This window comes from Nocardia transvalensis (genome assembly GCF_015477765.1).
Taxonomy (GTDB): Bacteria; Actinomycetota; Actinomycetes; order Mycobacteriales; family Mycobacteriaceae; genus Nocardia; species Nocardia transvalensis_A.
Genome location: NZ_JADLQQ010000012.1, coordinates 230,654 through 254,636, shown reverse-complemented (window position 1 = coordinate 254,636; position 23,983 = coordinate 230,654). Strand labels below are relative to the sequence as shown.

Below are 23,983 nucleotides of genomic sequence, written 5' to 3'. Positions count from 1 at the left end.
CCTTATATCCCTTCGAGCGACTGGGGGACCTCGGCGCCGACCATCGACCAACCACCGCCGATCCGACGACAATCCTTGCACCACAAGCGAGTACGTACCAGTGGGCGAGCTTGAAACGTTCCGGATCTGCTCGAATAATCCTGACCGCGACCTGCTCGCCGCACTGATCGACCACCGACAATATCGCGATCACTACGCCGGAGTCAGCCCCGACGGCCAAGGCCGTAATCGTCGGGTTGGTTCAACCGACCGGCAGGAGCCTCCACGTTCAGCGGTGACGCCTTCCGACGGCCCGATGTCGTTGTGCAAGAACGCCGATCGGGCATCTGTATACCGGAGCATGCCGGTTCCATCAACCGGTTCTCGAGAACTGGTAACCCCAACGTTATAGGGGCTTTACCGGACAAACCAGGCGTTCGATGATCGACCAAGGGGCGTGACACCCCGATCTGATTACCGCACCGATTTATCGAACATGAGCATTCGCGAACCCACCATGCCGCCGGTTTCGGCCGGGGCCGAGATCACCAGCCGTGTCGAAGAGTTCGTCGTCGATGCGGAGTAGGTGATTCGGGCATCCGCGGGAATGTCGTTGACTCGCTGTTGTATCGCTCGAAGGAGTTTCGTAATGTTCGGAAAACTGTTCTACGCACGGGCGGCCCTGATCGCGGTGAGTTGTACCGCGGCCGCGATGGCGGTCGGCGCCGGTCCGGCACGGGCCGACAGCTCGACCACGGTCAGCCCGGCCGGAGCCGGTGTCGCAACCGCGAACAATGGTGCGGTGGTCTTCGGGACGGGCACCTCGACCGTCAATTGCTATACCGGCACGACCAGTGGCGGTTCCGTTCCCGCGGCACCGAACAACAAGAACTCGAGCGGACCGGTGACCATTTCGCTCGGGCCCCTGACCCTGGGCAAATGCACCACCGACCAGTCCGGTCGCACCGTCAACGTAACAACCACCGGCAACTGGGGAATTGCGGCACAGAACGGGTCACCGATCGCCGCCGGTCTGGTCATTCCCCAAGGGGGAGTGACCATCACAACCAGCGGGGCTGTGAACTGCACCACCGTATACGCGCCGGACGGGCCCGCGACGGTCGCCGGTACCTACACCAACAGCGTCAACAACGGCGGCCTGCAGTCGCTGCCGTCGATGACGGTCCTCGATACGGTGCCGAACCGGACAACCGGTGACGCCTCCTGTCCGACGGGGGATTCATGGGACAGGGTGTCAGCCACCTTCTTTGTGAACAACCCCGCCGACCCGGGGCACATGATCACCGTCGGTCCGTAACTCCGGTCGGATCCGACTTCGGGACGGCGCGGCAAGGCAATACCGCTGCGTAAGTATCACTTTCAGAGCAGGTACCCACACGTTGTGGCCGATGGCACTTGGCGCGCCGTCATCGCCGCGCACCAGTTCGGCACCGCGTCGACCCCAAGGCCGTGATACCGCGTCTGACCGATCAGGCACCGACTTCGGTGACCGTGCCCGCGAAGTCGCTGCCTGGCACATGCGGAAACGTCAGCGGCGCCGACTCCAGTCTTTTCAAGAACTCAAGGCTCACGAATAACAGGGCGTCCGGTCGTGCGGACGGGCTCGAACCACGAGCAATCCCAACTGTTTACGACAGCCGGGCAGGGTCGACACACCGTATCGATCCCTGCCCGGCCTCAGCGCTGTCGCGCCCGCGGTCCTGTACCGAGGCCAGGCCCCGCAGTCAACAGCCCACACCTGCAACGCTTCTCGCGGTCTCCTGAGAGGGCCTCGCGCCCAGGACGTTCCCAGCGATTACGACAGCAGGCCGAACGGCACGCTGCTACCCACACCACAACTCTGGAAGGACCTCTACGGGCCGGGGCCAGAGATGGATCCGGGCATCGGATGAAAACCGCTCGCCCATAAGTAGGACGTTCCCCACGTCCAGGCAACCGATGCACTAAACGTATTTCTATGCCGATTTCTGTGAGGCACCCACTTCGCAAGGCCCTCTGGACGCGCGGATTAGGGTCGCCTAACCTAACGTCCATGTCCGCATTGGGGAATCGCGTGAAGTTTGCACTTGCCGGGGAGATCCTCGAGATCGTCAATCCACTCCTACCGGGGCGACCGCATGAGAAACTGGTCCGTCACGTCGAGCTGGGCGGTGTCGGGCGGGTCCTGGAACTGTGCGCCGGGACCGGATACGCCTCACGGCTCCTGGCCCGCAGGCACCCCGAGGTGCAGGCCGTCGGCGTGGATCTCACCCGAGATGATCACGGTCGGCCGCCGCAAGCTATCTCGTTCGGAAACCGCCAATGTCACTGGTCCAGGGCGACATTGCAGCGTTGCCCTATCCGGACAACTCGTTCGATACTGTCATGTCGGTGTTCGGCCTGCATGAGGTCCCGACAGCGTTGCGCGCCAACGCTATACGTAAGTCCGCGCGGGTACTCGGCCCTGGCGGCCGGATCGTGATCGTCGACCTGGACCGGCCCGCGCTGACCGGTTTGCTGATGGACGCATACCTCCTGGCCCTGGAGCCGCGCCATGCCCGTGAAGTGTGCGGAAACGGCTTGGTCGACCTGCTCACCGACAGCGGGTTCACGATCGACATCCATCAGCGCTCCAATCGATTCCGCATGACACAGACGATCGTCGCCACCGTAGGGATGGCACTGACCGACTAGCTCGAGCCGGCCGCCGATGCCAGGCAGTCTGGCTCCGGAACATCTCCTTTATGCCGCTGGTCCCGCGTTGGCCAGCCATGCAAGCTCTCTCCGGATCGATTGGCGTAGCTGTGCGCTGGCATCACCCGACGACCCCGCCCTTGCCGATTACTGGAACACCCGGCGGCGCAAAGGAATACGCCTGCCCGTCGACAGCACCAGGTTGCGGCTGCTGCAAACCAGCACGGTCACTGCGCCCGCTGCGGCGAGCTGCTCCTGCACGCCGACCACCCGCAAGGCGATCACCAAGAACGCCATCACCTTACGGGACCGAGCATCGGATCAATCCGAACTCCGTCTCAACCACACACGCTGCCACTCCCGGCAGCCCGACACCTCATCAGCCCGCCACGGGCTTGCTCGAGCCGGATGCATGGAAACCGTGCACGTCCGGTTCTTCGGGGGGCCCGGCGCAGCAATGCGCCGGGCCTACCCGGCATTTCAGTACGCCCCTCAGTGGTGACCCGATACGACCGATGTCACTGCCCGGCAGAATTCTCGGCTTTGCTGTTCGCGCGTTGGGGCAGGCAGAACATGAAGGCCCACATCACGGTCAAGGTGCCACCGACCCACCACAGCACGCCAGTGAACGCGTCGCGGTTGAGCGCGCTCGTGGGTGCGTCGCCGGTGGCAGAGAAGAACACGAGGCCGGTCAGCGCGATACCTAGGGCGTAGCCCAGCTGGAGCGCGGTGTTGAACAGGCCCGAGGCCGAACCGGCGCTCTCGTGCGGAACCTTCGCCAGAGTCAGGTCGGCGATCGGTCCGCCGATCATGCCGAGGCCGAACCCGAGCAGCAGAACGGGGACCGTCATCGCGAGCAGGGCCGGCTCGGCCTGCCCGCTGATCTGGAGCGCGTAGGCCGTGAGCGAGGCGAGGGCGCTCAGAGCGCCGCTTTGGGGCAGGCGACGTGCGAAACGTCCAGCGGTCTTCGCCGCGGTCATTGCACCGGCCAGCTCGCCGAGGGCGAGCGTCACGAAGGCCAGCGCTGCCATCAGCGGGCTCATGCCCAGGCCGTGCTGGAGGTACAGGCTCCAGGTCATGAAGAACAGCCCGCACAGCAGCCCCAGCGTCAGCTGCGCGGACAGACCGCCGGAGAACTGGTTGCTCTTGAACAGCGACAGCGCCACCAGCGGGGCATCGTTCTTGCGGCGCTGCTGGTGGCGCACGAAGACGCCGAGCACGAGCAGACCGCTGGCGAGCATGGCGAAACACCACAGCGGCCAGCCGTGAGTGTGGCCCTCGGTGAGCGGGATGACGATCAGCGCCATCGCGATCGCGGACAACAGCATGCCGGCGGGGTCGAGGCGGTCGGCCTTCGCCGCGGTCGACTCGGTGATGAACTTGTGCCCGAGGATGATCACGGCGAGCCCGACGGGCACGTTGATCAGGAAGATCGGCCGCCAGGACAGCCCGAACAGGTCGGCCTCGGTGAGCACGCCGCCCAGGACCGGACCCGCGACGCTGCCCATCGACAGGACGGCTCCGTAGAGACCGAAGGCTCTGCTGCGGTTTTCGCCGTCGAAGGTGACGTGGAGGGTGGCCAGGACCTGCGGGATCATCACGGCGGCGGCTCCGCCTTGGAGCACGCGGGCGGCGATCAGCATGCCGGGCCCGGCCGCGATACCGCACAGCAGCGAGGCGAGGGTGAACCCGGCGGTGCCGAGGAGGAAGGTCTTACGCCGGCCGTAGAGGTCGCCGAGCCTGCCACCGGTGATCAGTCCGAGGGCGAAGGTCAGCACGTAGCCCGCCGTCAGCCACTGCACCGCGACCGGTCCAGCACCGAGCGACTGTTGCAGGGTAGGGATGGCGGTGAGGACGACCGAATCGTCGAGGATGCTCATGAGTTCGCCGGTCAGCACGACCGCGAGGGCGACCCTGGCGGCCGTCGTCATCTTCGACGACGCGCCGGATGGGGTACGTGTCGAGGGCTCAGGGGATTGCTCGGGCTCATTGTCGAGCGCGGGGGAATTCACAATAGGACTCCTGGTTCAGGAACCGGGGAGCTCACCGCCAACCACACCAGGGGCCGGACAACACCAAACCAGGGGCAGTCGGCAGAGCTGCACCCGGGAAATGGAAAAGCAAGATTGGGTGACGCAACTCAGGCCAGCGCGACGTCCGCCCCAGACACGTTCAGAAATCAGGACGTGGGGGAATGCGGACGGCTACATGGCCTGGGATATAAGTCACCACCTCGAATCCACTACAGAAGCAATAGGAACTCCGCGCCTGCCATCGAAGGAAACTTCGATGCAGACTCGACCACGATACGACATCCCCGGAGTTCCGCGCACACCGGGTACGCGGACGTTCTCGGCAAGGACGCGCGTGCCACTGCTCCCTTGCGCCCGCAGACAGCGACCAAGACGTCACTAGATACGACGCTGTCACGGGCATCTCACCCGAAACAAACATCCGCTATTGCCGCTGGTCGCGCGGTCTGCGGGACGAGATCGACGCGCCGCAGAACGTGCGCTACCGGGAGCCGGGACAGCGCCGCGAGGTCACGCAATGCCCGGCCGGAGATGACGGCCGCCGTGGTGGCGGTGAGGCCGGTGAGCGCACGCAGCGCGCTCACCGATTTCCGATGGGATAGGCCTTCGCCGGATCGGACACGATGGGCGCGACAGTCCCGTCGTAGTCCGAAGGAACCAATAGCCGCGGCATGCGAGCCACCGCTGACAAGGCACGATACAGATCGGCAGGCAAGGATGACCAGGTGGAATCCCCCACCGTCGTATCGGACGTTTCCCCCTCGGACGCGTCGTCGGTACGGGAGCGGGCGGAGCCGAGCGCTGCGGTGGTGGCACCAGTTTCTGCGAGGTCCGCGATCGCTTGGTCGAGCTGGTCGGTGATGGCGCGGCCGGCTACCTCAGCGCGGTCGAGCGCATAGTCGATTCTGTCGAGATCGAAGGGCTCGCCGATGGAAATGCCGTCGACCGCACCCTGGCGGGTCTGTGAACCAACAGCACTTTGGTCACCGAGACCTCGCCTTGTCACGGTTCCAGGAAACAGGCGCCATTCTTCACCACCCCCCGCCATGCCCTCTAGGAAACACGATGACCGCCAGGGGATTTGCTACCAGCCGCACCGCTAGCGAGTCCCGGCCCAATCACACCCCGAAGCGCAGCGGCCGCTCGCTTCGCCCTACGAACAACTACCGTGCCCGAGGCCGCGCCGCAATCGCGGACAAACCCACCCGACCTGGGTGGACCGATGTATTTGTGGTGGAGAAATACCCGAGGCCGCGAGTCTGAGTGGACGTGTTGTGCCATTTCAGGAGAGGTTTCGCCATGGAACGTCGGGTGTTCAGGGATGTCGATGCGGTGGGTCGCCGAGACGACCGAAGCGGAGATCAGGACCCATGCGAGCGACATGGCACCGCATATCCGTTACACCGTCAACCTCGCACCAGCGTGAGGATCGGTCATACGAGCGCGTCGACGTCACTAGGTGGAGCCGCACCTCCCGCCGATACGCCGACTGTTCGGAGACTCTCGAATTGAGGTTGCGTTCCCTCCAGGAAGCTACCATCAGTTCGCTCGATGTTAGCTAGATCTCCGATTGCCCGCCGCCGTTCCTGGTCGCAAAGCCTGGCTCCGCCTGTTCTCCAAGAAGCTCGGCAATCGGTACGGGCAGTCCCGATGATCGCCGGGTAAGGGTCGCGACATCGCGGCCGGGCTTTGCGGAGGGGTGTGACCTCCCACATGGACTATCTTTAGTATAGCTACTATCATGTAGGAATACGTCGTTACAGCAACTCCGAACTGAATGGTGTCGACCACCGGCCTGACCTACGACGTCTTCGTCTCGGACCCGATTCCGATGACCGGGATGCAGCTGCCCGGCGGCAATTCGTGGCAGGTGGCACACCATGACCGCGGTCCGGTCGGAGCAGCCCATGCGCAGTTCCGGAGCGGATTCGAGTGACCCGAACCCCTAAGGGAGGAGTATGAGATGACTACTTCGCTTGTCACTGCTGAAAATCAGTTTGTCGACGTCGATGGGGTACGACTGGCCTACCGCCAGATCGGATCCGACACCGGAATCCCTCTGGTGATGCTCAACCGCTACCAGGGCAGCATCGACGATTGGGATCCGGCAGTGGTCGATCGACTCGCTGTCGAGCGACGCGTCATCGTGTTCGACAATGCAGGAATCGGTTACAGCGGAGGCGAAGTCCCTCCCACGATCCGCGAAATGGCCGAGGTCGCAATCCGGTTCGTCGAGACCCTCGGTCTGACCAAGATCGACCTGCTCGGATTTTCATTGGGCGGATTCATCGCCGAGCGGTTCACGCTGACCAGGCCGGATCTGGTGCGATACCTCGTCCTGGTCGGCACCGGCGGCGGTGGCGGCGACGGCGCCGATTACAGCACCGTCGACGAGGTCGCGAAGCTGATGGCCCAGCCCAAGAGGTCGATCGAAACAACGCAGACCCTGTTCTTCCGGCGAGACGCTGCCGGGCTCGAAGACGCCCAGGCATACTGGAACCGCACCCACACCTCCCGTCGTGGCCCGGAAGCCGATGCCACGCCAGCGGCCAAGAAAGTTCAGCTGGAAGCCCTGCTGGCGGTGACCGTGGGCGGCGAGGACTCGCCCCTTTCGGAGCTGGAACGGATCGAACAGCCGACCCTCGTCGTCAACGGCGACAACGATTTCATGGTGCCCACAGTGAACTCGTATCTCATCTCGCAGAAAATCCCGCACGCACAACTGATCATCTACCCCGATTCCGCGCACGCCTCGCTCTTCCAGTACCCGGAGACATTCAGCCGCGACGTACTCGCCTTCCTGAGAGCGCAGGAAAGCGGGGGGCTGCGCTGAGCCTTCTCGCGCTGGCTGTAGCCAGCGCCCTTCAAGCTGGGACCACCGGGACCAGACGAGTCTGCTGGCCGGTTCGAAGCGGCTAGGGCTGGGCTCGCCGGAAGCCTCTCCGTTCGGATGTTGCAATGGCCAGGCCAGGGTTTCGCCTGTGTAGTTCAGCGGCGATGTCGTCCAGCGATATTGGCCGTAGCCAGCGCTCGGAGATGGTAAGTCGGTAGCCGACCACGATCTTACCTAGTGGTCCGTAGATCCATCTGGGCCAACGACTTTCGGTGATTTTCGGGCTGGGCTCAACTAGCTCGACGGCCAGATACCTCGTGCCATGGGTTGTGATCAGATGGACACGCGATATCGCAGCCCACGGGATCCGGCCGAATGGGCGCAGCGTCATCCCCTGATCGTCGACCGCCACATCGGGTGAAGGACGGATGACATGGTCCAGTGCGAGGAAAAGACAAAGGGCACCTATGACGATCGGACCCACCACGGGGAACGTCAGCGGCGAGTCGGTGGTGGTGGTCGTCACGAGTAGCAACCAGCCGCCCGCGATCCCTATCATCGTGTCAGGTAACGGTGACCGCACGGGATGCGCTCATCTCGGCATGAGCGGATGCCCTGCGGCGCAGTCGATCTCGCCGCGCCGAACGCCCGCGCAGCAACATGAGAGCGCGCTCCTACGGACTGTTGCCAGGTTTGGGGATTGCTATTTCAGAGGGGGTGTTCCGCCTGCGGGTGATGTCGTACTGGCGGGCACTGCAGGGAGGGTGCCTCAGGGCGGTCCCTGCCAGGGGCACCGAGTGTTCCTAGAGGCGGTCTCCCGTGACAACGACTATCTGCTCGAATGCCTGATGTCGCTGCTGACCTCGATCGCGCAGAAACTGCGCGGTCCCAGCGCCCTCCGGATGTCTTGCAACTGACGACGGGTGAACCGGCACCAGCGACGGGCCGGGCGATTGGCCTATTTTGTGCGGCAGCACCTCCAACGTTCTCTTGTTGCCGGGCGGCTTCGGCGAAACGCACAGAGTCCTCCAAGTCGAGTGCACCGCAACGGTTCATCCCCCATCAAGCGCTCGATCCCACTTGTCCAGGCGTTCCAGTCCAGCACGCAGATGTTGCCCCTCGCGTCGACGCGAAGGTCGATCACGGGTAGCGAAAGTTGTGTCGGCGTGGGTGATTTCGGTCCATGCCCCGCCGGGACACGGGGTCCATGCGGTGGCGGTGGCGGCACGGTCGAACACGATGAGTGCGTCGCGGATGTCGCGGTGGGGGTCGACGGGCGAGGCGAAGGTCGGGACAATGGTTGTGGTCGTTTGAGGGGTTGTGATGCCGAGGCACGAGCAGCCGGTCGGCGGTGACGACGCCATCGCACAGTTCGCGATCGACCTGCGGCGGCTGCGGCAGAAGGTCGGCAGCCCGCCATACCGGCAGCTGGCGCGTCGTGCGCTGTTTTCGCCCTCGGCATTAGCCGATGCTGCCAGCGGGCGACGACTGCCGAGCCTGGCCGTCACCCTGGCCTACGTTCGAGCGTGCGGCGGCGACGTCGTCGAGTGGGAAGCACGCTGGCACGCACTGGCCGCCGAAACCGCCTACTGTGAACCGCCTCCGGACGGCGTGGACGCGAACGGCAACCACCCGCCGAAGGCAAACAGCGCAGCAGCGGATGCGGCACCCCGCCGCACGCGGTGGCCCGGTGCGGTCGTAGCGGTAAGTACGCTCGCGTTCGCGCTGCTCGCCGTCCTCTGGCTGGTGGAGTCCGTCGGCAACGATGGGACCTCGCCCGTGATTCCACATGCCACCACGGCAGCGCCCATTCCCGGTAACCCGCCCTTGATCTCGCCAGTCAGCGAAGATACCTACGTCTCCCAGCTTGATCGGGATGTAGCCAAAGGGGCACTCAAAGAGTTACTCGTCTGCGGTTCGATCTGCGCGACCGAGTCCGACGCGGAACGGCGAGTCCTGCTGAAATTCTCCATCACCGAGCTACCCGACTCCAGTTGCGTATCGTCGGCCACGCTTCAACTGTGGTCCAGGACCACCACACCCGAGAGCAACATCTTCACCCTGCACCGCACCGACCCCAACTCCTGGAGTGAGGCCACCGCCACCTGGAACAACCAGCCCACGCTGGGACCTCTGGTTGCTTCGCGTCCCGGCTCACCGGCCGCGAACTGGCTCACCTTCGACATCACCTCCGTGGTGACCGGTAACGGGATCTACTCGTTCCAACTACGTCAGGGCGGCAACGAGTTCGGCCGATTCTCCACTCACGAAGATCCGGTCGCCAACCGCCCAGCCGAAATAGTCATCCAATACGCCCAACCCGGATCAGGCAACTGCCCACGCGCCGGCGCCTAGTCGGTGCATGCCGTAAGTTGGGCCACCCGATGGGGTACTCGAAAAGCTGGGGTTAGCAGGAATAGGGCACCGCCGAGAGCCCGACCCGAGGCGTTCGCGTGATCGTGAGCGGCCGACTCGAGCAGCGCCTACGAGACCCGCGAGGGTGAGAAGCGCACGGTCGTCGAGTTCGAGGTCGACGACCACCGTCGAGCCCACCGCGACCGTCGGCACCTGCCACGATCGGAAGCTCGTTGTCCGCGGTTCGTTGTCCAGTGCCCGCCCGCCGACCCTGCACAACGGATTCGGGCTGTAATGGACGTGCCGATGGGATCACAGCGTCGAAGATCAGGACTGCGTGTATTGGGAAGCCGTGTCAGCCAACCAATCTGGACGGCCGACCACCGCGCACCCCGCGGCATGAGAGCTCATTTTGCTGGCTGTTGCTGGCGTGTTGGACCGGTTCGCCGGTCGAGGGGTACCTGGACATGACCGCACGCTTCTGCTGAAGCGTGCGGTGTTGACAGCCTATTAGTACCAATTACCGTTCCCAGCGACAGCGGTGAATGGCTGGGAGGTTTGTGATGTCCCCCTTCGTGTTCGGGATCTACCCCGGCGGAACCTCCGCCGCGGAACCCGTGCGACCCGATGATCCGGCCCGTATCGGCGCGGCCCTCATCCGCTTGCAGGGCGAGACCGGGCGTCCGCTGCGGATCCGTTGCTACACAGAGTATCTCGGGGACGGTACCGAGGCGATTGGCCGTATCGTACCGGCCGACGTGGAGCCGTGCCTGCGCGATGGGCGGCGAATGGACTTGGTGGCACTGTTTCAGTCGCCCGACGTCGATGGGTTCCAGAGGTTCGTCCAGCGCCTGGTTCAGCGCTACGGGCCGTGGCTGGACACGATCCAGGTCACCGAGGAGGCCGATATCGTCGGCTGCGGTATGGACGGCGACACGCCGAATGTCTACGACGCGTTGGTCGCCGGGGCGCTAACGGCCAAGGACCAGGCGGCCAGACAGGGCCTCGATATTCGGGTCGGTTTCAGCGTCGCCGATCCCGACGAGGATTTCTTCGGTTCGATCGATGCGGCGGGCGCGATCGACTACGTGGGCCTGGACGCCTTCCCCGGAGTGTGGGACGACGAGGCACCCGACAGCATTACCGACTCGTTGCAGTGGCTGCGCGGCACCGGCTTGCCTGCGGCTGGGCTCGGTGCCGAGATCCCGATTATCGTGACCGAACACGGTTGGGCGACCAGCCCGGGCCGGTCGGCCGACGAGCAGGCCGCGGTCCTGGAGCGAGTGGTCCGCACGGTGCACGCACACCGCGCCGATCTCAACATCGCCGGTTACACCTGGTTCACACTCCGCGACGCCGACAGCACCAGTCCCGACCCGTTCGACCGGTTCGGAATTCTGCACGACGACTACACGCCGAAACCGGCCTTCGAGGTCTATCGCCGCCTGATCGCGGAATTGTCGGCCTGACGCGGGTATGGCGGTCATGTCGGCGCAACCGAGGAGACCGAACCGGACCGGCTCGCCTGACGCGTTGGTTCGGCGCCCGGAAATCCCCGCGATGCGCGCCTGGGCCAAAGCCCAACCGCACACGGCAGTGACCAGCCAGGGACGGCTCGACCCATCCTGAAATCGGCATTTCCGTGCGGCGGAACGCCTTGCCCGCCAACCGATCTGAACGACTGACCGGCGCGCGACCAGCGGCATTTGCGGATGTTCGTGCGATGTGGCTGACGTCGCGGTGGAAACGATCGCGTGGCTGTGGAATTCAGTTGCCGCTCGGCTGGCTGCGTCCGGGGGCGGGTGCCGAGGACGCGGGCAAGGATGGTTTCGACTTCGGTTCGGGTGGGCGGGGTTTCGGCGGCCAGGCCGTTGAGGACTCGGTCGGTGATGGTGGCGGTGAGGGCCGCGGCGGTGCCTGAGTCTGCCGGTTTCGAGGTCCGCCCGCCCGGCCGGAATTTCGACCCCGCTTTCTCTCACCGAAAGCAGCGGGATCCGTCGCGCCGCCGTGGGAGCATTCCGCTATGACTGACGGGGTGAGTGGCGGCTTCCTGAGTCTTGTCGCCGCTGCGGTGAGAGTGCTGTTCCGGCAACCCCGAACGGGAGCTCCGAAGCTTACGGCGTTCGTGTTGGGGGAGCCGGTGAGCGGTGGGAAGCTCGAGGTCCGGGCGCGGGTGGCCAACGAAGGCGACGCCGGGGTGACAATCGAGACGGTGTTGTTGATGGTTGTGGGTCGCGAGTGGCGCAGGGGCAATGTCGAGACGCTCCGGTTGCGGTCTGGTCCAACACCTCCATTTCGTCTGGACTCGCATGACTCGGCGCAGTGGAAATCTACGGTCAGGTTGCAGAATTGGATGACGGAGCGGGGGGCCAAATGCACACTGTCCGTGTATGGCGTTGGGGTGTCGGCGCGCTCGGAAGGCCGGATCATCCGGCGCATGTAGCAGCCTTTGCCCGGTTCGGAGCCAGCGCCGTGGACTGCACGCCAGCGCCGAGCGCGAGCTACCGCGCCGGGGGCCGGAATTGTCGATCATCTGAGGACCTTCTCACGACACGTTGTGGGTGCCGCCCACTCGGGGTGGTAGTGGAGCTGATACGGCAGTTCTTGAATTCGCAGCGGCCCGGGTTCGTGATCGACGCGATTACCGAGGCGCGGCCGTCAGCTGAGGCCGTACAGCGGTACCCCGCCGAGTTGGGTCCGGTGACCGACGTCCCGAGTTTCATCGTCTACCGACTCCGATCGGGGCGCACCGGCCCTCAGTGAATACGGTCGAAGCAGTCCAAAAAGACATAGCCGCGTCCCATCATCGGCATGTGTGCCGCGAAGGACTGAACCACTCAGTCCCGCATAGAGTTTGACGGAACCAGGCTGCGTTTTGGTCGGCTTCGACGACAGGCCGCGCGGCGGGTGTGCCGATCGCGTGACACCGTGCTCGCAGTGGGTCATGTGGCGGATATCCACAAAACGTCGACCCCTGACCCTGTGGCCCAACGTGCGCTGTAACATCTCTCGGGCGCTACACGGTCACATGGCCTTCAGCCCTGATCGACCACGAGATCACCGCACGAACTTCGAGTATTTGCACGCCCGACAAGGACAGCAGCAACCAGTCGAAGGAGAATGAAGTGGGATCCGCACTGATATTTGCAGACCTGGGGATCGTCGTCGGCGGGATTCTCGCCTTGGCGACGTTACCCATCGTTGTACCGGTTCTCGGCTCCGTTGCCGACCTCATCATCGCCCCCGCAGTTGGGTCGGCGGTACTGGCTCTCCCCGCTTTGTTGGTCGGAAGCATCGCCACCGGCGGCATTTTGTGACATCCACGCGCGGCGTCGACAGTTTCGCCGGTCCGACAAGACGCGGACGCAGCATCCTCATCTCGGCATTACAGGACATTTGGCAAACCGTCTGCTTGGCGGACATGCACCGGTCGCTCACACCGCCTGCGGTACCGACAGCACACCGCAGGCGTCCGAATGAGCATGGACGATTCCGTCGATTCGGACGCTCGAAAATGCTGGGCTGGATCCGCGCAACCCTGCAGAGTGGGCGGGGCAGCGTTGGGTACAGATGTGACTCTGGCTACGTGGGATCGAACTTGGGCTACGCGAGATCGACCCCGACGACCCGGCCCTTAAAGAGCGGTGAACCCAGCTCCAGGGGTGCGGATACGGTCCACAGAATTCCGGTTACCGGGTCTCACGAACCGGAGTCCGTCAGTTGTCTCCCGGCGATTCCTGTCGTCGGGAGTCGACTTGGCGCACCGGGCGACGATGCACCGGCGCGCAGTTCTACGAATTTTCTACGATTTACCCAGGAGTCGTAACCCGTCGGCCGCCACCGGGTATTCCCGAAGAGCACGTCGCAGCGCCTCTCCGAGGGTGAAAGTTCCGGCCTCTGACTCAGGGTGTGCGCTGGTAGGCGCCATGGTGCCAGGTAAGGAGTCGGCGCTCGGCGAGCAGGAGCAGGCCGTTGAGCAGGTAGCCGAGTATGCCTAGCAGGGCTATCGCCGCCCACAGGCTCGGCAGGTCGAATGAGGTGGACGCGTTGTTCAGCGCGTAACCGATGCCTTCGGTGGCGCCGACGAGTTCGGAGATCACCATCAGGATGAGCGATATCGACACGCCGATTCGCATACCCGCGAAGATCTTCGGCAGGGCGGCGGGGATGATGAGGGCGGTCAGACGTTCTCGGGGCGAGAGGCGAAAGGCTCGTGCGGTGTCCAGCTTCAGCGGGTCCACCGAGGCGACTCCATCGGCCGTATTGAGCAGCACCGGCCAGACCGCGCCGAACGCGATGGTCACCACCTCCATCTGGGTGCCGATCTTCAAGAAGGCGAGGAAGACCGGTACCAACGCCACCACGGGAAGCGCACGGCAGAACTGCAGGATCGGGTCGAGGTAGTCGGCGAGGACGGGCGAGCGGGCTATGGCGATACCTGCCACGATGCCGATCACGGTGGCGACGGTGAATCCGGCGACGATCCTGGCCAGGCTGGGCAGGATGTCGTCGATCGCATCCTGGGTGAGGAACAGATGGTCGACCGGCCCCGAGAACCAGAGCCGATACATCTGCGCCGCGATCCGGGTGGGAGGCGGGAAGAACGGACTCCGTTCACCTCGCGCCCACACCTCCCACAGGCCGAGGCCGACGGCGAGCACCGCCCATCGCCAGATCCAGGCCGCCCACATCTGCGGCATCCGCGCATCCGTCCGGCGCCTCATCCCGACTCCCGCGCATAGGCGCTGTGCCAGTGGAACATTCGTCGCTCGGCAGTAACCGCGAGTGCGTCGAGGATCAGGCCGAGCACACCGGCCCACAGGGTCGCGGCGAGGACGAGGGCGGTATTGCCCGCGCCCGAGTTGGCGTCGGCGATGAACGCTCCGATACCGGGGCCGTTGATCCGGCCGGCGACGATGCCGACGGCCACCGCGACGATGATGGCGATCGAGGACGCCAGCCGGATTCCGGTCGCGATGAACGGTGCGGCGCTCGGCAGCGACACCCGCATCAGCACGCTGGCTTGGGAGAACCCGAACGAGCGCAGGGTCTGCTTGGCCACCGGCTCCACGCTCTGCAGGCCATAGATGGTGTTGAACAGGACGGGCCAGACGGCGGCGTAGACGATCAGCGTGATCGTCATCCGCGGCCCGACACCGATGATCAAGCTGACCAACGGAATCAGCGCCACCGACGGAATCGGTCGCAGCAGTTCCACGATCACCATGGTGGCCGTGCGGACGCCGGGCAAACTGCCGAGCACGAGCCCGGCCGGCACCGCCACAACCACCGCGATCAGCAATCCGATGGCCCATGCCGCGACGGTGGCGGCGAGATCGGCGAGGAAGCGGCCGTTGCCGAGCAGACCGGCCGCGCGGTCCAGCACGGTGGACGCCAGTGGCAGCACAGCCGGGCTCACCACGCCGGTGCGACCGAGCAGTTCGGCGATCGCGAGCAACACGACCACCCCGGTCAGTCCGCGCCGCAGGCGTTGCCGCGTGCGGTTCCGCGGACCCGATTCGGAGGCGAAATACCTTGACAAGGTTGCCTTTTGGGCCATGTCAGCTCTCATCCACCGCCGCGTCCGCGACCGGAATCCGGCCGTCGGACCGGGAGCGCACCGCACGGCTCGCGGGTTTCCCGCGGATCAATACCCCGACCTCGGCGCGCAGACGGACGTAGCCCGGCAGCTGTTTGGTGGCGATCTGGTCCCGGGACCGCGGCAGCTCGACCGCGAGATCCGCGATCACTCGCCCCGGTGCACGGCTGAGCACGAGGACCCGGTCGCCGACATAGACGCTCTCGTCGATATCGTGCGTGACGAAGACGATGGTGATCTCTCGCTGGTCGCGCAGCCGAAGTATCAAGTCTTCCAGGTCTTCCCGAGTCTGTGCGTCCACCGAGCCGAACGGCTCGTCCATCAGCAGCAGCTTCGGCTCGTAGGCGATGGCGCGGGCGATCGCGACCCGCTGCTGCATCCCGCCGGACAGCTGCCACGGGTGCCGGTGAGCGACCTCGGACAGGCCAACCGCGGCGAGCGCGTCCAGAGCGGCGTCCCGGCGTTGTCGGCGGCTGCGGAATCGGCGGCGCAGCGGCAGCGCGACGTTGCCCACGGCATCCAGCCACGGGAACAGCGAGCGGCTGTAATCCTGGAACACGATCGCGAGTTCGTCGGGCACCCCGGTGACGGGCGTGCCGTCCACGATCACCCGGCCCTCGTCGAACCGCAGCAGTCCGGCGATGGCTCGCAACAGCGTCGACTTGCCGCAGCCGGATGGGCCGACGATGCTGACCAGCTCGCTGCGGGCCACGCTGAAAGTGAGATCGACGAGCGCCGGGTGGATGTCGGCTCCCTTCCGGTAGGAATGGCTCAGGTTGCTTACCTCGAGCACGGCTTGCTCCCTATCGGAAGATGATCGGGTTCACATCCAGCGGCTCGGACAGCATTCCGCCGCTGTGCATCAGATCCGCCACCCGCTGCAACTGGGCCGGGTCGGTCGTCGGCGGGTAGCCACCGAGGGCGAGCTGCTGGGCGTCCTGCGGCGAGATATTGATGTAGCTGGGGATGATCTGGTGCACGGCAGCGTGATCGGCGGCAGCACGCTCCTGCGCACGGGCCAGCGCGCGCTGAAACGCCCGCGCGGCCTTGGGGTTCTGCTGCGTCCACGAGCGGGTGGCGAAATAGCCCGAGAGCGGGAGGTTCTCGGTCGGCCCACTGCACTGCGACATCACCGGGACGGCACGCACCTCATTCTTGGCGCTGGTGACGAACGGCTCGACCACGCTGATCGCGTCGACCTGGCGGGCCACCAGGGCACGGTTCATATCCGGGAAGGGAATCTGTACGTAGCGGATGCCGGCGGTGTCGATACCGACGGATTTCAACAGCACGTCGGCGGTGAGAGTCTGGATGTTGTTGACGACGGCGACGGCGATCTTCTTGCCGGCCAGGTCCGCCGGGGTCCGCACACCCGAATCAGGCAGCGCCAGAATGGCGTAACCGTCGGCGACGCAGGTGGTGGCCGTGCCGAGCACTTGGAGGTCGAATGTGCCCCTGGCGTTGCCCTGGAGGTAGGAGACGAGATTGCCACCACCGATGAGGTCGATGGTGCCGTGCAGGAGATCCGGTAACGCCTGCGTGCTCTGCGTGACGAGCTTGGTGTCGACGGTCAGCCCCTCCTGCTGAAAGTAGCCCTCCTTGATCGCGATGAACAGCGGGGCATCGTCGAGCACCTGCACGGCGCCGACAGTGAGCCGCGTCTTCTCCAGCCCGTTGCCGGCCGCGGGTTGCGGGCTGGAGCCACCACCGCATGCCCCGGCCGCGAGCACGACAGCGAAGCCGGCGCCGAGCACAGCCAGCATCCGACGAGAAAGACCGATGCGCTTCACAATTCTTCCACCCCTGCGAATCTGCCGAAGCACTATGTCGACCAGGATCTCACCTTCGGATCGTTCCGGCACCCGAAATCGGCTCTACTCCCCTATAAGCCAACGGATTACCGCAAGGCGGCGTTCCGTCGTGATCAGCGGCGGGACTCCGGACGAGCAGTATCGACCAGAATCGAGCAATGTTCGGGTGGGTAGGAACTGTCGGCGCGGGGATTGGCAAGGGCGCCAAGGCGATCCGGCGCCGTGCACGTCGGCTCGGCCTGTTTGCGGGGGGCCACCCGCCCCGAAGTTCGACTGGGAACATGGGGGTGTAAAGAAACCGACGAATGTGGAACCGCAGGACTGGTCGCCTGCCATAGCGCCAGAGGATAAGAAAGAAAGGTCGAGCCGACCGCCCGACTGACATCGAGGAAATCCTTCGGGCGCGGCGCCGCGCATCCGATCGGAGTGTGGCCGAGATGCTGGCCCCAGGAACGCACGGTAATGCCGACGAGCGGGCGTCGGCGGGCTGACCCATCTCGCCCGGCCGCGATAACGTTGGGCCGATGGAGCGCTCGACCACCGCGACAAAACGCCTCGGGGCCGAGTTCGGCAGATTGTGGTCGGCCGCTACACTTTCCAGCTTCGGTGACGGGGTGACCCAGATCGCCGCCAACCTGCTGGCCGTGTCGATCACCCGCGACCCGGTAGCGGTGTCGGGACTGATGATCGCCCAGATCGCGCCGTTTCTCGTGTTCGGGCTGCCCAGCGGAGCCATCGTGGACAGGCTCGACCGACGACGACTCATGACCATTGCGACGGTCGTGCGCATTGCCATGCTCGGCACCGTCAGCGCCGCCGTCGCGACCGATCATGCGAGCCTGCCGCTGCTCTACATCGCCTTCTTCGTGGTCGGCTGCGCCGGTCTAGTCTTCGACAACGCCTCGGTCACAGCCATTCCCGGCCTGGTCGCACCCACGCAACTCGAACGCGCCAACGGACGGCTGCAAGCCACCAGATCGGTTACCGAACAATTGCTCGCCCGCCCGCTCGGGGTCGCATTGTTCGGAATCACCGCCTGGACACCGTTTCTCGTCGACACCGTAGGTCTCGTCGCGGTCGCCGTTCTGGCAGGCACGCTACCTGCCACCGTCAATCGCCGCGACCCCGGTGTGAGCCAGCGGCACCTCGCTGCCGCGATCGTTGACGGCGCGCGGTGGCTGTGGCGAAACTCCCTGGTCCGCACACTCACGCTCACCGTGGGACTGTCCAATATCGGCCTCGGCGCCATCTTTTCACTGCTGGTCCTGATCGCCCGGGAACGGCTCGGCGTCGGCAACACCGGTTACGCGGTGCTGCTCATCGCCGCCGCGGTCGGCGGCGTCTGCGGCGGCCTCACCGCGCCTCGCATCATCGCCGCACTCGGTCCAGGCACGACACTGCGCGTGGGACTGCTCATCGAAATGGGCTCATACATCGGAATGGCGCTGACCCACAGCGCCGCCGTCGCCGCGGCCATCCTCATTCCCTTCTCCATCCACCTGTCGGTGTTCACCACCATCGGAGCCTCACTGCGCCAGTCACTCGTGCCACCAGAGCTTCTCGGCCGAGTACACAGCGCATACCGCCTCGTCGGTGCCACCGGCCTGTTCCTCGGCGCATTTCTCGGCGGACTGCTCGCCAGCCAATTCGGCCTCGCCGCACCCTTCTGGGTGGGGTTCGCCTGCGCAGTGGTGTTCACCCTGGCAGCCTGGCGAAAACTCGACAACCACACCATCACCACCGCCCGAGCAGCAGCCGACAAAAGCCCCACAGGCTTTACCAAACCAGAGTGAGCGAAATGCCGCTGGGAGCCGAACGCAGACGCGATGGCTCGTGGCGAGACCAACGAACTCCAGGGAGAACTCGGGTTCGAAGGGAGAGGCTATGAAGCTCGAAGCCGGACAGGTGGCGGTCGTGACCGGGGCCGCGAACGGGATCGGTGAGGCGCTTGCGCGGGCGGTCAGCGAGCGCGGACTGCGAGTCGTGCCGGCCGATCTCGAGGGGGAACGGATCACCGAGGTGGCCGCCGGACTCGACGGCGAGGCGATGGCGATGCCCACCGATGTCTCCGATGCGGGCCAGGTTCAGCGGCTGGCCGACGCGGCGCTGGACCGGTTCGGGCGGATCGATCTGGCTGTCAACAATGCGGGTGTGGGGCGGGGCGGGCCGAGTTGGCAGGTGGGTACCGAGGATTGGCAACGAGTTCTGGCGGTTAATCTGGGCGGCGTCGTGAACGGCATCCGGGCCTTCGTTCCGGCCATGGTCGAGGCGGGCCGGGGCCACATCGTCAACACCGCCTCGGTGGTGGGCCTGACCGCCAGTCCGTTCGCGATCCGAGAACGCATCGACCACGTGATCGCCGACTTCGAGGCATCGCGCTGAGCGGTCGAACCAGCAGGACAACGCAATTACACCGCCGACGATTCGAGCAAGCGCCGCACCCGCAGGTCAGACCGCCCATTCACGACATAAGAGGATGACCTTCGACGAAAGGTAAGGACACCATGTCTGCCACTCTCGACCGTCGCCGAGGTGGTGAAGCAGGTCGCGGCCGAGCTGGGTAAGGCGCCGTCACAGGTCGCCTACGCCTGGCCCTGCAGAACCCCGGCGTGACGGCCCCGATCGACGGTGCGCGGACCTTGGCCCAGTTGGAGGAGAAGAACAACGTATCTCGCTCTCCCGACCACACGCACGCGGCATTACCTTGGCCTAGGTGACCTCCAATACGCGAGGCGCATGCGGTAGAAGCCTGCGATCAACGCCGTCCGCCCGGCGACGATGGCGGGTTCCGTCGCCCGAACCCTTGACCTCGAGTTATCTTCAGGTCCGACGATGGTGGCATGCCTGCTACGAAAACTGCTCTCATCACTGGTGGATCCGTCGGCTTCGGTCGCGCGGTCGCGTTGGCACTGGCCGCCCGGGGCTGGGATCTGATCCTCACCGCCCGTCACCTCGACCCCCTCGCCCAGGTTCGAGACGCCACTGGCGCGATGGCGCTCACCGGCGATGTAACCGATCCGGCACACCGCGCCAGGCTGGCCGCCGTCGTCGCCCAACTGGACCGGCTGGACCTGGTGATGAACAATGCCAGCGCGTTGGGCCCGAATCCGATGCCACGGTTGTCCGACTATCCGCTCGACGTGTACTCCGCCGTTTTGGCGACCAATGTCATTGCACCACTGGCTATTCTGCAGCTGGCCCTCCCGAAACTTCGGGCGTCCGACGGCATCGCCATCGACGTCAGCTCCGATGCCGCGGTGAACCCATACGAGGGCTGGGGCGGTTACGGCTCGTCGAAGGCAGCACTGGATCATCTCACCGCGACCTTCGCCGCGGAGAACCCGGAGATACGCGTCTACGCCTTTGATCCCGGAGATATGCGCACCGCAATGCATCAGGCGGCTTTTCCGGACGAGGACATCTCCGATCGCCCCGAACCGGAGACCGTCGTTCCCGCTCTCCTCCACCTGATCGACGCTCGCCCGCCGAGTGGGCGGTACCTGGCCGCAGAGCTGTCCGTTGCGCCATGAGACTCCACCTTCCTCGATACACCGAAAGGAGTAGGGCGCAATGACTCTCGCACTGTACGATTTCGCCGTCCCCGCAGATCGCGTGGCGACGGCACCACCGGAAGCGCGTGGACTGATGCGCGACGAGGTGCGAATGCTCGTCTCCAGGGACGAGACCATCACTCACGCCACATTCCGGGAACTCCCGCAGTTTCTGCGGCCGGGCGACCTTCTGGTCATCAATAATTCGGCTACCCTGGCCGCGGCCGTGGACGGACGTTATCGCGATCATCCGATAGTGCTGCACTTCGCCACCTGGCTGGATGACGGCACCTGGGTGGTGGAGCTGCGCTCGCCGAACCGCATGCCGTTCACCGACGCTGTAGTGGAATCCGGTGCGCGCATTGACCTTCCGGGCGCGCAGGTCACTCTGCGCGATCCCTGGCTGCCGCCCGCGCAACGGCTGTGGGTCGCCGCTGCCGACACCGACATTGCATCACTACTGACCCGGCACGGCCGCCCGATCACCTATGCCTACGTGAGGCAGCAATGGTCGCCGGAGTACTACCGAACCGTTTTCGGTCGCGAACCCGGGAGCGCGGAAATGCCCAGTGCTGGACGGCCATTCACCCATTCCTTGGTGATCGACCTGGTGGCCGCCGGTATCACCGTCGCACCGATCACCCTGCACACCGGTGTGTCCTCGCCCGAGACCGGCGAGCCACCGAGTCCCGAACGCTACGCGGTTCCGGAGATCACCGCCGGGTTGGTGAATGCGACCCACGCCCGTGGTGGTCGCGTTGTCGCTGTCGGCACCACGGTCACTCGCGCTCTCGAGTCCGCCGCCGAGCCATCCGGCCGCGTCCATCCCCGGGCCGGCTGGACCGACCTGGTTCTCGACGGCACCCGCCCGGCCCGGACGGTTGATGCCTTGATCACGGGCTGGCACGAGCCGGAGGCCTCGCATCTACGCCTGCTGGAAGCGGTCGCAGGCGCCGAGTCGGTTCGCGCCGCCTACCGCGCCGCCCTCGACACCGGCTATCTCTGGCATGAATTCGGCGACACCGCGCTGCTGTTCGCCGCCGGCCGAGCCCTGTCCTGACCGTAAGAATATCCACTTCGAATACCTCGGCCCGGGCGTCCGGCCTCGAACACGAAACAGCCGATCAACGCAAGGCGAGGAGGAGCGAAGATCGCATGCTCGGCCGCGTCACCCGGAGTGCACGAATACCGGCCGCGCCGACGTCGTGATCGGATGCTAGTCGCCGTTCGGGCCGGGCACCTGCTGTGCCAGGCCGTTGCGCTGAACTTCGCTCCAGGCCTTGCTCGTGCAGATCCCACAGTTGACGCCGAAGAACTCGCCCCTGGCTCGCTCATCGCCCTTCAGATGGAAGGCGAACCAGGCCGTGCTGGGTCCCCGGAACCCGCCGCCGTCGTTCAACGGGGTGAAGTGCCCGGCGCCGGCGAGTGCCCCGTAGATCGCGACTATATGGTCGGCGCTCTCGTAGAACTGCTTCACCCCCGCCGGGTCGACGATGGTGTCGTTCTCCCCGGCGAGGAGGAACGTGGGTCCGTGTAGGCTGGCGGAACTGGGGCGCGGACCCGCCTCGATCGGCACTGTGGTGTCGACACGAGGATCCGCGCCGGCATTGAGGCTGCCCCCACCGCCCAGGGAATGGCCGGAGGCGCCGACGTGCGCCAGATCGACCTTCTGGTGGAAGGGACTGTCCGACTGCTGGTTGAGGCGGGCGAGGAGATCGATGCCCTGGAGCATCTCGACACCGCTGGTCGAGCCCGCGACGTTCGTCGCGGCGACGATGAAACCGTAGCTTGCCCAGTGCCGGAGTAATCCATCGTAGGTCGGCGGCCAGGCAAAACCGCCGTTGCCCCAAATGATCACAGGGTGTCGATCCATCTTCGCCGGGAAGTACAGTGTGTGATCCCTCATGGCCTGTACCCGCACCTCGTACGGTCCCGGCTTGTCCCACTCGACTGCCGGCGGCGCGGCGACGGCAGGCAGGGTGGGAGTGACGAGAAGGGCTGCGGCGGTCACCGCCAGAGTCATCAGTGTGCGTCGGTTCGGGGCAAAATCATTGGGGGACAAAGCAATCTCCCATCGTGTGGGTGAAAGGAAGTACCTTCACAACGATGGTGGCCGGGTCGACGTCCGCCCACAACCGACCATCAGCCGTCACGTCCCGGTTATAGGGGTTCTCCGGCACGAAGTCCCCAGCTGGACCGTCAGGTTTCCCCAGATTGGTTGGCTGGCAGGGTTTTCCAACGCACAAAGAGTAGCCGAGTTCAGCACACTCGGCCCCCCGGTCGTCAGCGACGTCCGAGTGTATAGACAGTGGATGTTCGTCGCGGATCACTGTAAGCGGTAGAAATTTCGTGACCGAGCCCATCCCTGCGCCGTGTGGTGACGAATGCACTGTCGACACCTGCGGTGGTTACGCAGGTGATTTCTCGCTGTTCCGGTTGGAATCTCGATCATGTTGGAGGCCACATGCCTGTTCTGCGTGCCACATTCGTAGCGACTGCCTCCGCCGTCGTGCTCTGGGGTGGCGTTGGGGCGATGGTTCCTGCTGTGGCCGTGCCTGTTTCCGGCGTCGGTGTTCATGTCGCGGCTGCAAAACAGGACCTGATCGCCCAGGCGCGGGAACGCGCCCACAGCGCTGGTAACCGAGGGCATGCCATGGTCGAAGCCGCCAAGAAGGCCGGTGCGTACCGCGAGAAAGTAGCTCTCGTTCAGAAGGCAGCCGACATCATCGACTCCTATGCCAAAGCCGCCGACAGTGCGACCGACACCGAGACCGTCGCCGAGAAGGCCCAAGACGCCGCCAACCTGGCCGCGGAGGTAGCCAGCGGCTACGCCGAAGCCGCCCGCGAGTACAGTGATTCCGCCGACCTCGCCGCCGATGCCCGCGATGCCGCCAAACGCGCCGCCAAAGCTGCTGCCGATGCCCGCGATGCCGCCAAAGCTGCCGCCGATGCCGCCGAGACCGCTGCCGACGCTCCTGATGACGTAGACCTCGCCAATGCTGCTGCGAAGGCCGAGGATGCCGCCGTCGAAGCCTTCAACAAGGCATTCGGCGCTCCTGAAGTCAAGAAGATCAAGAAGATCCGCAAGTAGATTGCCGACAAAGGTGCAGGTCATCTCACCGATGCCC

Annotated in this window: 20 protein-coding genes and 4 pseudogenes; 15 read left to right on the top strand and 9 right to left on the bottom strand. The window is 65.2% G+C overall.

The annotated features are described in order from the left end of the window. Positions 1 to 628 precede the first annotated feature (628 nt). Together IU452_RS31415 and IU452_RS31410 are read left to right on the top strand one after the other, a co-directional pair. A complete protein-coding gene (locus tag IU452_RS31415) occupies positions 629 to 1,297 on the top strand; it encodes a hypothetical protein (RefSeq protein WP_195112815.1) in 669 nt (222 codons plus the stop codon). A gap of 998 nt (positions 1,298 to 2,295) precedes the next feature. Beyond that, positions 2,296 to 2,673, top strand: a pseudogene (locus IU452_RS31410) (methyltransferase domain-containing protein); the annotation flags it as partial. A gap of 147 nt (positions 2,674 to 2,820) precedes the next feature. Here the strand turns inward: IU452_RS31410 and IU452_RS31405 are convergent. The 3 genes and pseudogenes from IU452_RS31405 to IU452_RS31395 form a co-directional block, all read right to left on the bottom strand. Beyond that, positions 2,821 to 2,970 (bottom strand): hypothetical protein, encoded by a 150-nt coding sequence (locus tag IU452_RS31405; protein ID WP_195112813.1) that lies wholly within the window; start codon positions 2,968 to 2,970, stop codon positions 2,821 to 2,823. Positions 2,971 to 3,191: 221 nt separating this feature from the next. Then, the gene (locus IU452_RS31400; RefSeq protein WP_195112812.1) at positions 3,192 to 4,685 is read right to left on the bottom strand and encodes an MFS transporter; all 1,494 of its coding nucleotides are present in this window, start codon (positions 4,683 to 4,685) and stop codon (positions 3,192 to 3,194) included. 506 nt (positions 4,686 to 5,191) lie between these two features. Then, a pseudogene (locus IU452_RS31395) lies at positions 5,192 to 5,379 on the bottom strand (trehalose-phosphatase); the annotation flags it as partial. Between the two features lie 1,104 nt (positions 5,380 to 6,483). Between IU452_RS31395 and IU452_RS31390 the strand changes: the two are divergent. After that, positions 6,484 to 6,642 (top strand): hypothetical protein, encoded by a 159-nt coding sequence (locus tag IU452_RS31390; RefSeq protein ID WP_195112811.1) that lies wholly within the window; start codon positions 6,484 to 6,486, stop codon positions 6,640 to 6,642. A gap of 27 nt (positions 6,643 to 6,669) precedes the next feature. Next, entirely contained in the window at positions 6,670 to 7,539 is an 870-nt protein-coding gene (locus IU452_RS31385) for an alpha/beta fold hydrolase (protein WP_195112810.1), read from the top strand. 82 nt (positions 7,540 to 7,621) lie between these two features. On the opposite strand, the gene IU452_RS38655 is transcribed toward IU452_RS31385, so the two are convergent. Beyond that, complete coding sequence (locus IU452_RS38655; protein WP_228819061.1) at positions 7,622 to 8,065, bottom strand: hypothetical protein; 444 nt, start codon at positions 8,063 to 8,065, stop codon at positions 7,622 to 7,624. A gap of 797 nt (positions 8,066 to 8,862) precedes the next feature. Here IU452_RS38655 and IU452_RS31380 point away from each other — a divergent pair. The 6 genes and pseudogenes from IU452_RS31380 to IU452_RS31360 all read left to right on the top strand — a co-directional run bounded on the left by IU452_RS31380 (position 8,863) and on the right by IU452_RS31360 (position 13,211). Further along, positions 8,863 to 9,894, top strand: a complete 1,032-nt coding sequence (locus tag IU452_RS31380; RefSeq protein ID WP_195112809.1) for a DUF7594 domain-containing protein — start codon at positions 8,863 to 8,865, stop codon at positions 9,892 to 9,894. Between the two features lie 71 nt (positions 9,895 to 9,965). Further along, positions 9,966 to 10,081 (top strand): annotated as a pseudogene (locus IU452_RS31375) (single-stranded DNA-binding protein); the annotation flags it as partial. A gap of 376 nt (positions 10,082 to 10,457) precedes the next feature. Further along, positions 10,458 to 11,363, top strand: coding sequence for a hypothetical protein (locus tag IU452_RS31370; RefSeq protein WP_195112808.1), 906 nt, complete (start codon positions 10,458 to 10,460; stop codon positions 11,361 to 11,363). A 254-nt stretch (positions 11,364 to 11,617) separates the two neighbouring features. After that, a complete protein-coding gene (locus tag IU452_RS31365) occupies positions 11,618 to 11,815 on the top strand; it encodes a hypothetical protein (protein ID WP_195112807.1) in 198 nt (65 codons plus the stop codon). Positions 11,816 to 12,459: 644 nt separating this feature from the next. Next, positions 12,460 to 12,649: pseudogene (locus IU452_RS39695) on the top strand (class I SAM-dependent methyltransferase); the annotation flags it as partial. A 370-nt stretch (positions 12,650 to 13,019) separates the two neighbouring features. Continuing rightward, positions 13,020 to 13,211: a hypothetical protein gene (locus IU452_RS31360; protein WP_195112806.1), complete on the top strand. Its 192-nt coding sequence runs from the start codon at positions 13,020 to 13,022 to the stop codon at positions 13,209 to 13,211. Positions 13,212 to 13,796: 585 nt separating this feature from the next. Here IU452_RS31360 and IU452_RS31355 read toward each other — a convergent pair. The 4 genes from IU452_RS31355 to IU452_RS31340 are packed head-to-tail and all read right to left on the bottom strand — an operon-like array spanning position 13,797 to position 17,283. Further along, complete coding sequence (locus IU452_RS31355; protein ID WP_228819060.1) at positions 13,797 to 14,618, bottom strand: ABC transporter permease; 822 nt, start codon at positions 14,616 to 14,618, stop codon at positions 13,797 to 13,799. Next, positions 14,615 to 15,454, bottom strand: coding sequence for an ABC transporter permease (locus IU452_RS31350; protein ID WP_195112805.1), 840 nt, complete (start codon positions 15,452 to 15,454; stop codon positions 14,615 to 14,617). The genes IU452_RS31355 and IU452_RS31350 overlap by 4 nt, the downstream gene beginning before the upstream one ends. A gap of 1 nt (position 15,455) precedes the next feature. Further along, entirely contained in the window at positions 15,456 to 16,286 is an 831-nt protein-coding gene (locus IU452_RS31345) for an ABC transporter ATP-binding protein (RefSeq protein WP_195112804.1), read from the bottom strand. Positions 16,287 to 16,296: 10 nt separating this feature from the next. Then, on the bottom strand, positions 16,297 to 17,283 hold the full coding sequence (locus tag IU452_RS31340; RefSeq protein ID WP_195112803.1) for an ABC transporter substrate-binding protein: 987 nt from the start codon (positions 17,281 to 17,283) through the stop codon (positions 16,297 to 16,299). A gap of 545 nt (positions 17,284 to 17,828) precedes the next feature. Here IU452_RS31340 and IU452_RS31335 point away from each other — a divergent pair. From IU452_RS31335 to IU452_RS31320, 4 genes are all read left to right on the top strand, one after another. Continuing rightward, positions 17,829 to 19,097, top strand: coding sequence for an MFS transporter (locus IU452_RS31335; RefSeq protein WP_195112802.1), 1,269 nt, complete (start codon positions 17,829 to 17,831; stop codon positions 19,095 to 19,097). Positions 19,098 to 19,188: 91 nt separating this feature from the next. Continuing rightward, entirely contained in the window at positions 19,189 to 19,686 is a 498-nt protein-coding gene (locus tag IU452_RS31330) for an SDR family oxidoreductase (RefSeq protein WP_195112801.1), read from the top strand. Between the two features lie 458 nt (positions 19,687 to 20,144). Continuing rightward, positions 20,145 to 20,834, top strand: a complete 690-nt coding sequence (locus IU452_RS31325) for an SDR family NAD(P)-dependent oxidoreductase (RefSeq protein ID WP_195112800.1) — start codon at positions 20,145 to 20,147, stop codon at positions 20,832 to 20,834. A gap of 40 nt (positions 20,835 to 20,874) precedes the next feature. Continuing rightward, positions 20,875 to 21,915 (top strand): S-adenosylmethionine:tRNA ribosyltransferase-isomerase, encoded by a 1,041-nt coding sequence (locus IU452_RS31320; protein WP_195112799.1) that lies wholly within the window; start codon positions 20,875 to 20,877, stop codon positions 21,913 to 21,915. 156 nt (positions 21,916 to 22,071) lie between these two features. On the opposite strand, the gene IU452_RS31315 is transcribed toward IU452_RS31320, so the two are convergent. Beyond that, entirely contained in the window at positions 22,072 to 22,878 is an 807-nt protein-coding gene (locus tag IU452_RS31315; RefSeq protein WP_228819059.1) for an alpha/beta hydrolase, read from the bottom strand. Between the two features lie 522 nt (positions 22,879 to 23,400). On the opposite strand from IU452_RS31315, the gene IU452_RS31310 reads away from it, so the two are divergent. After that, positions 23,401 to 23,946: a hypothetical protein gene (locus IU452_RS31310; protein ID WP_195112797.1), complete on the top strand. Its 546-nt coding sequence runs from the start codon at positions 23,401 to 23,403 to the stop codon at positions 23,944 to 23,946. The last annotated feature ends 37 nt before the right edge of the window (positions 23,947 to 23,983 follow it).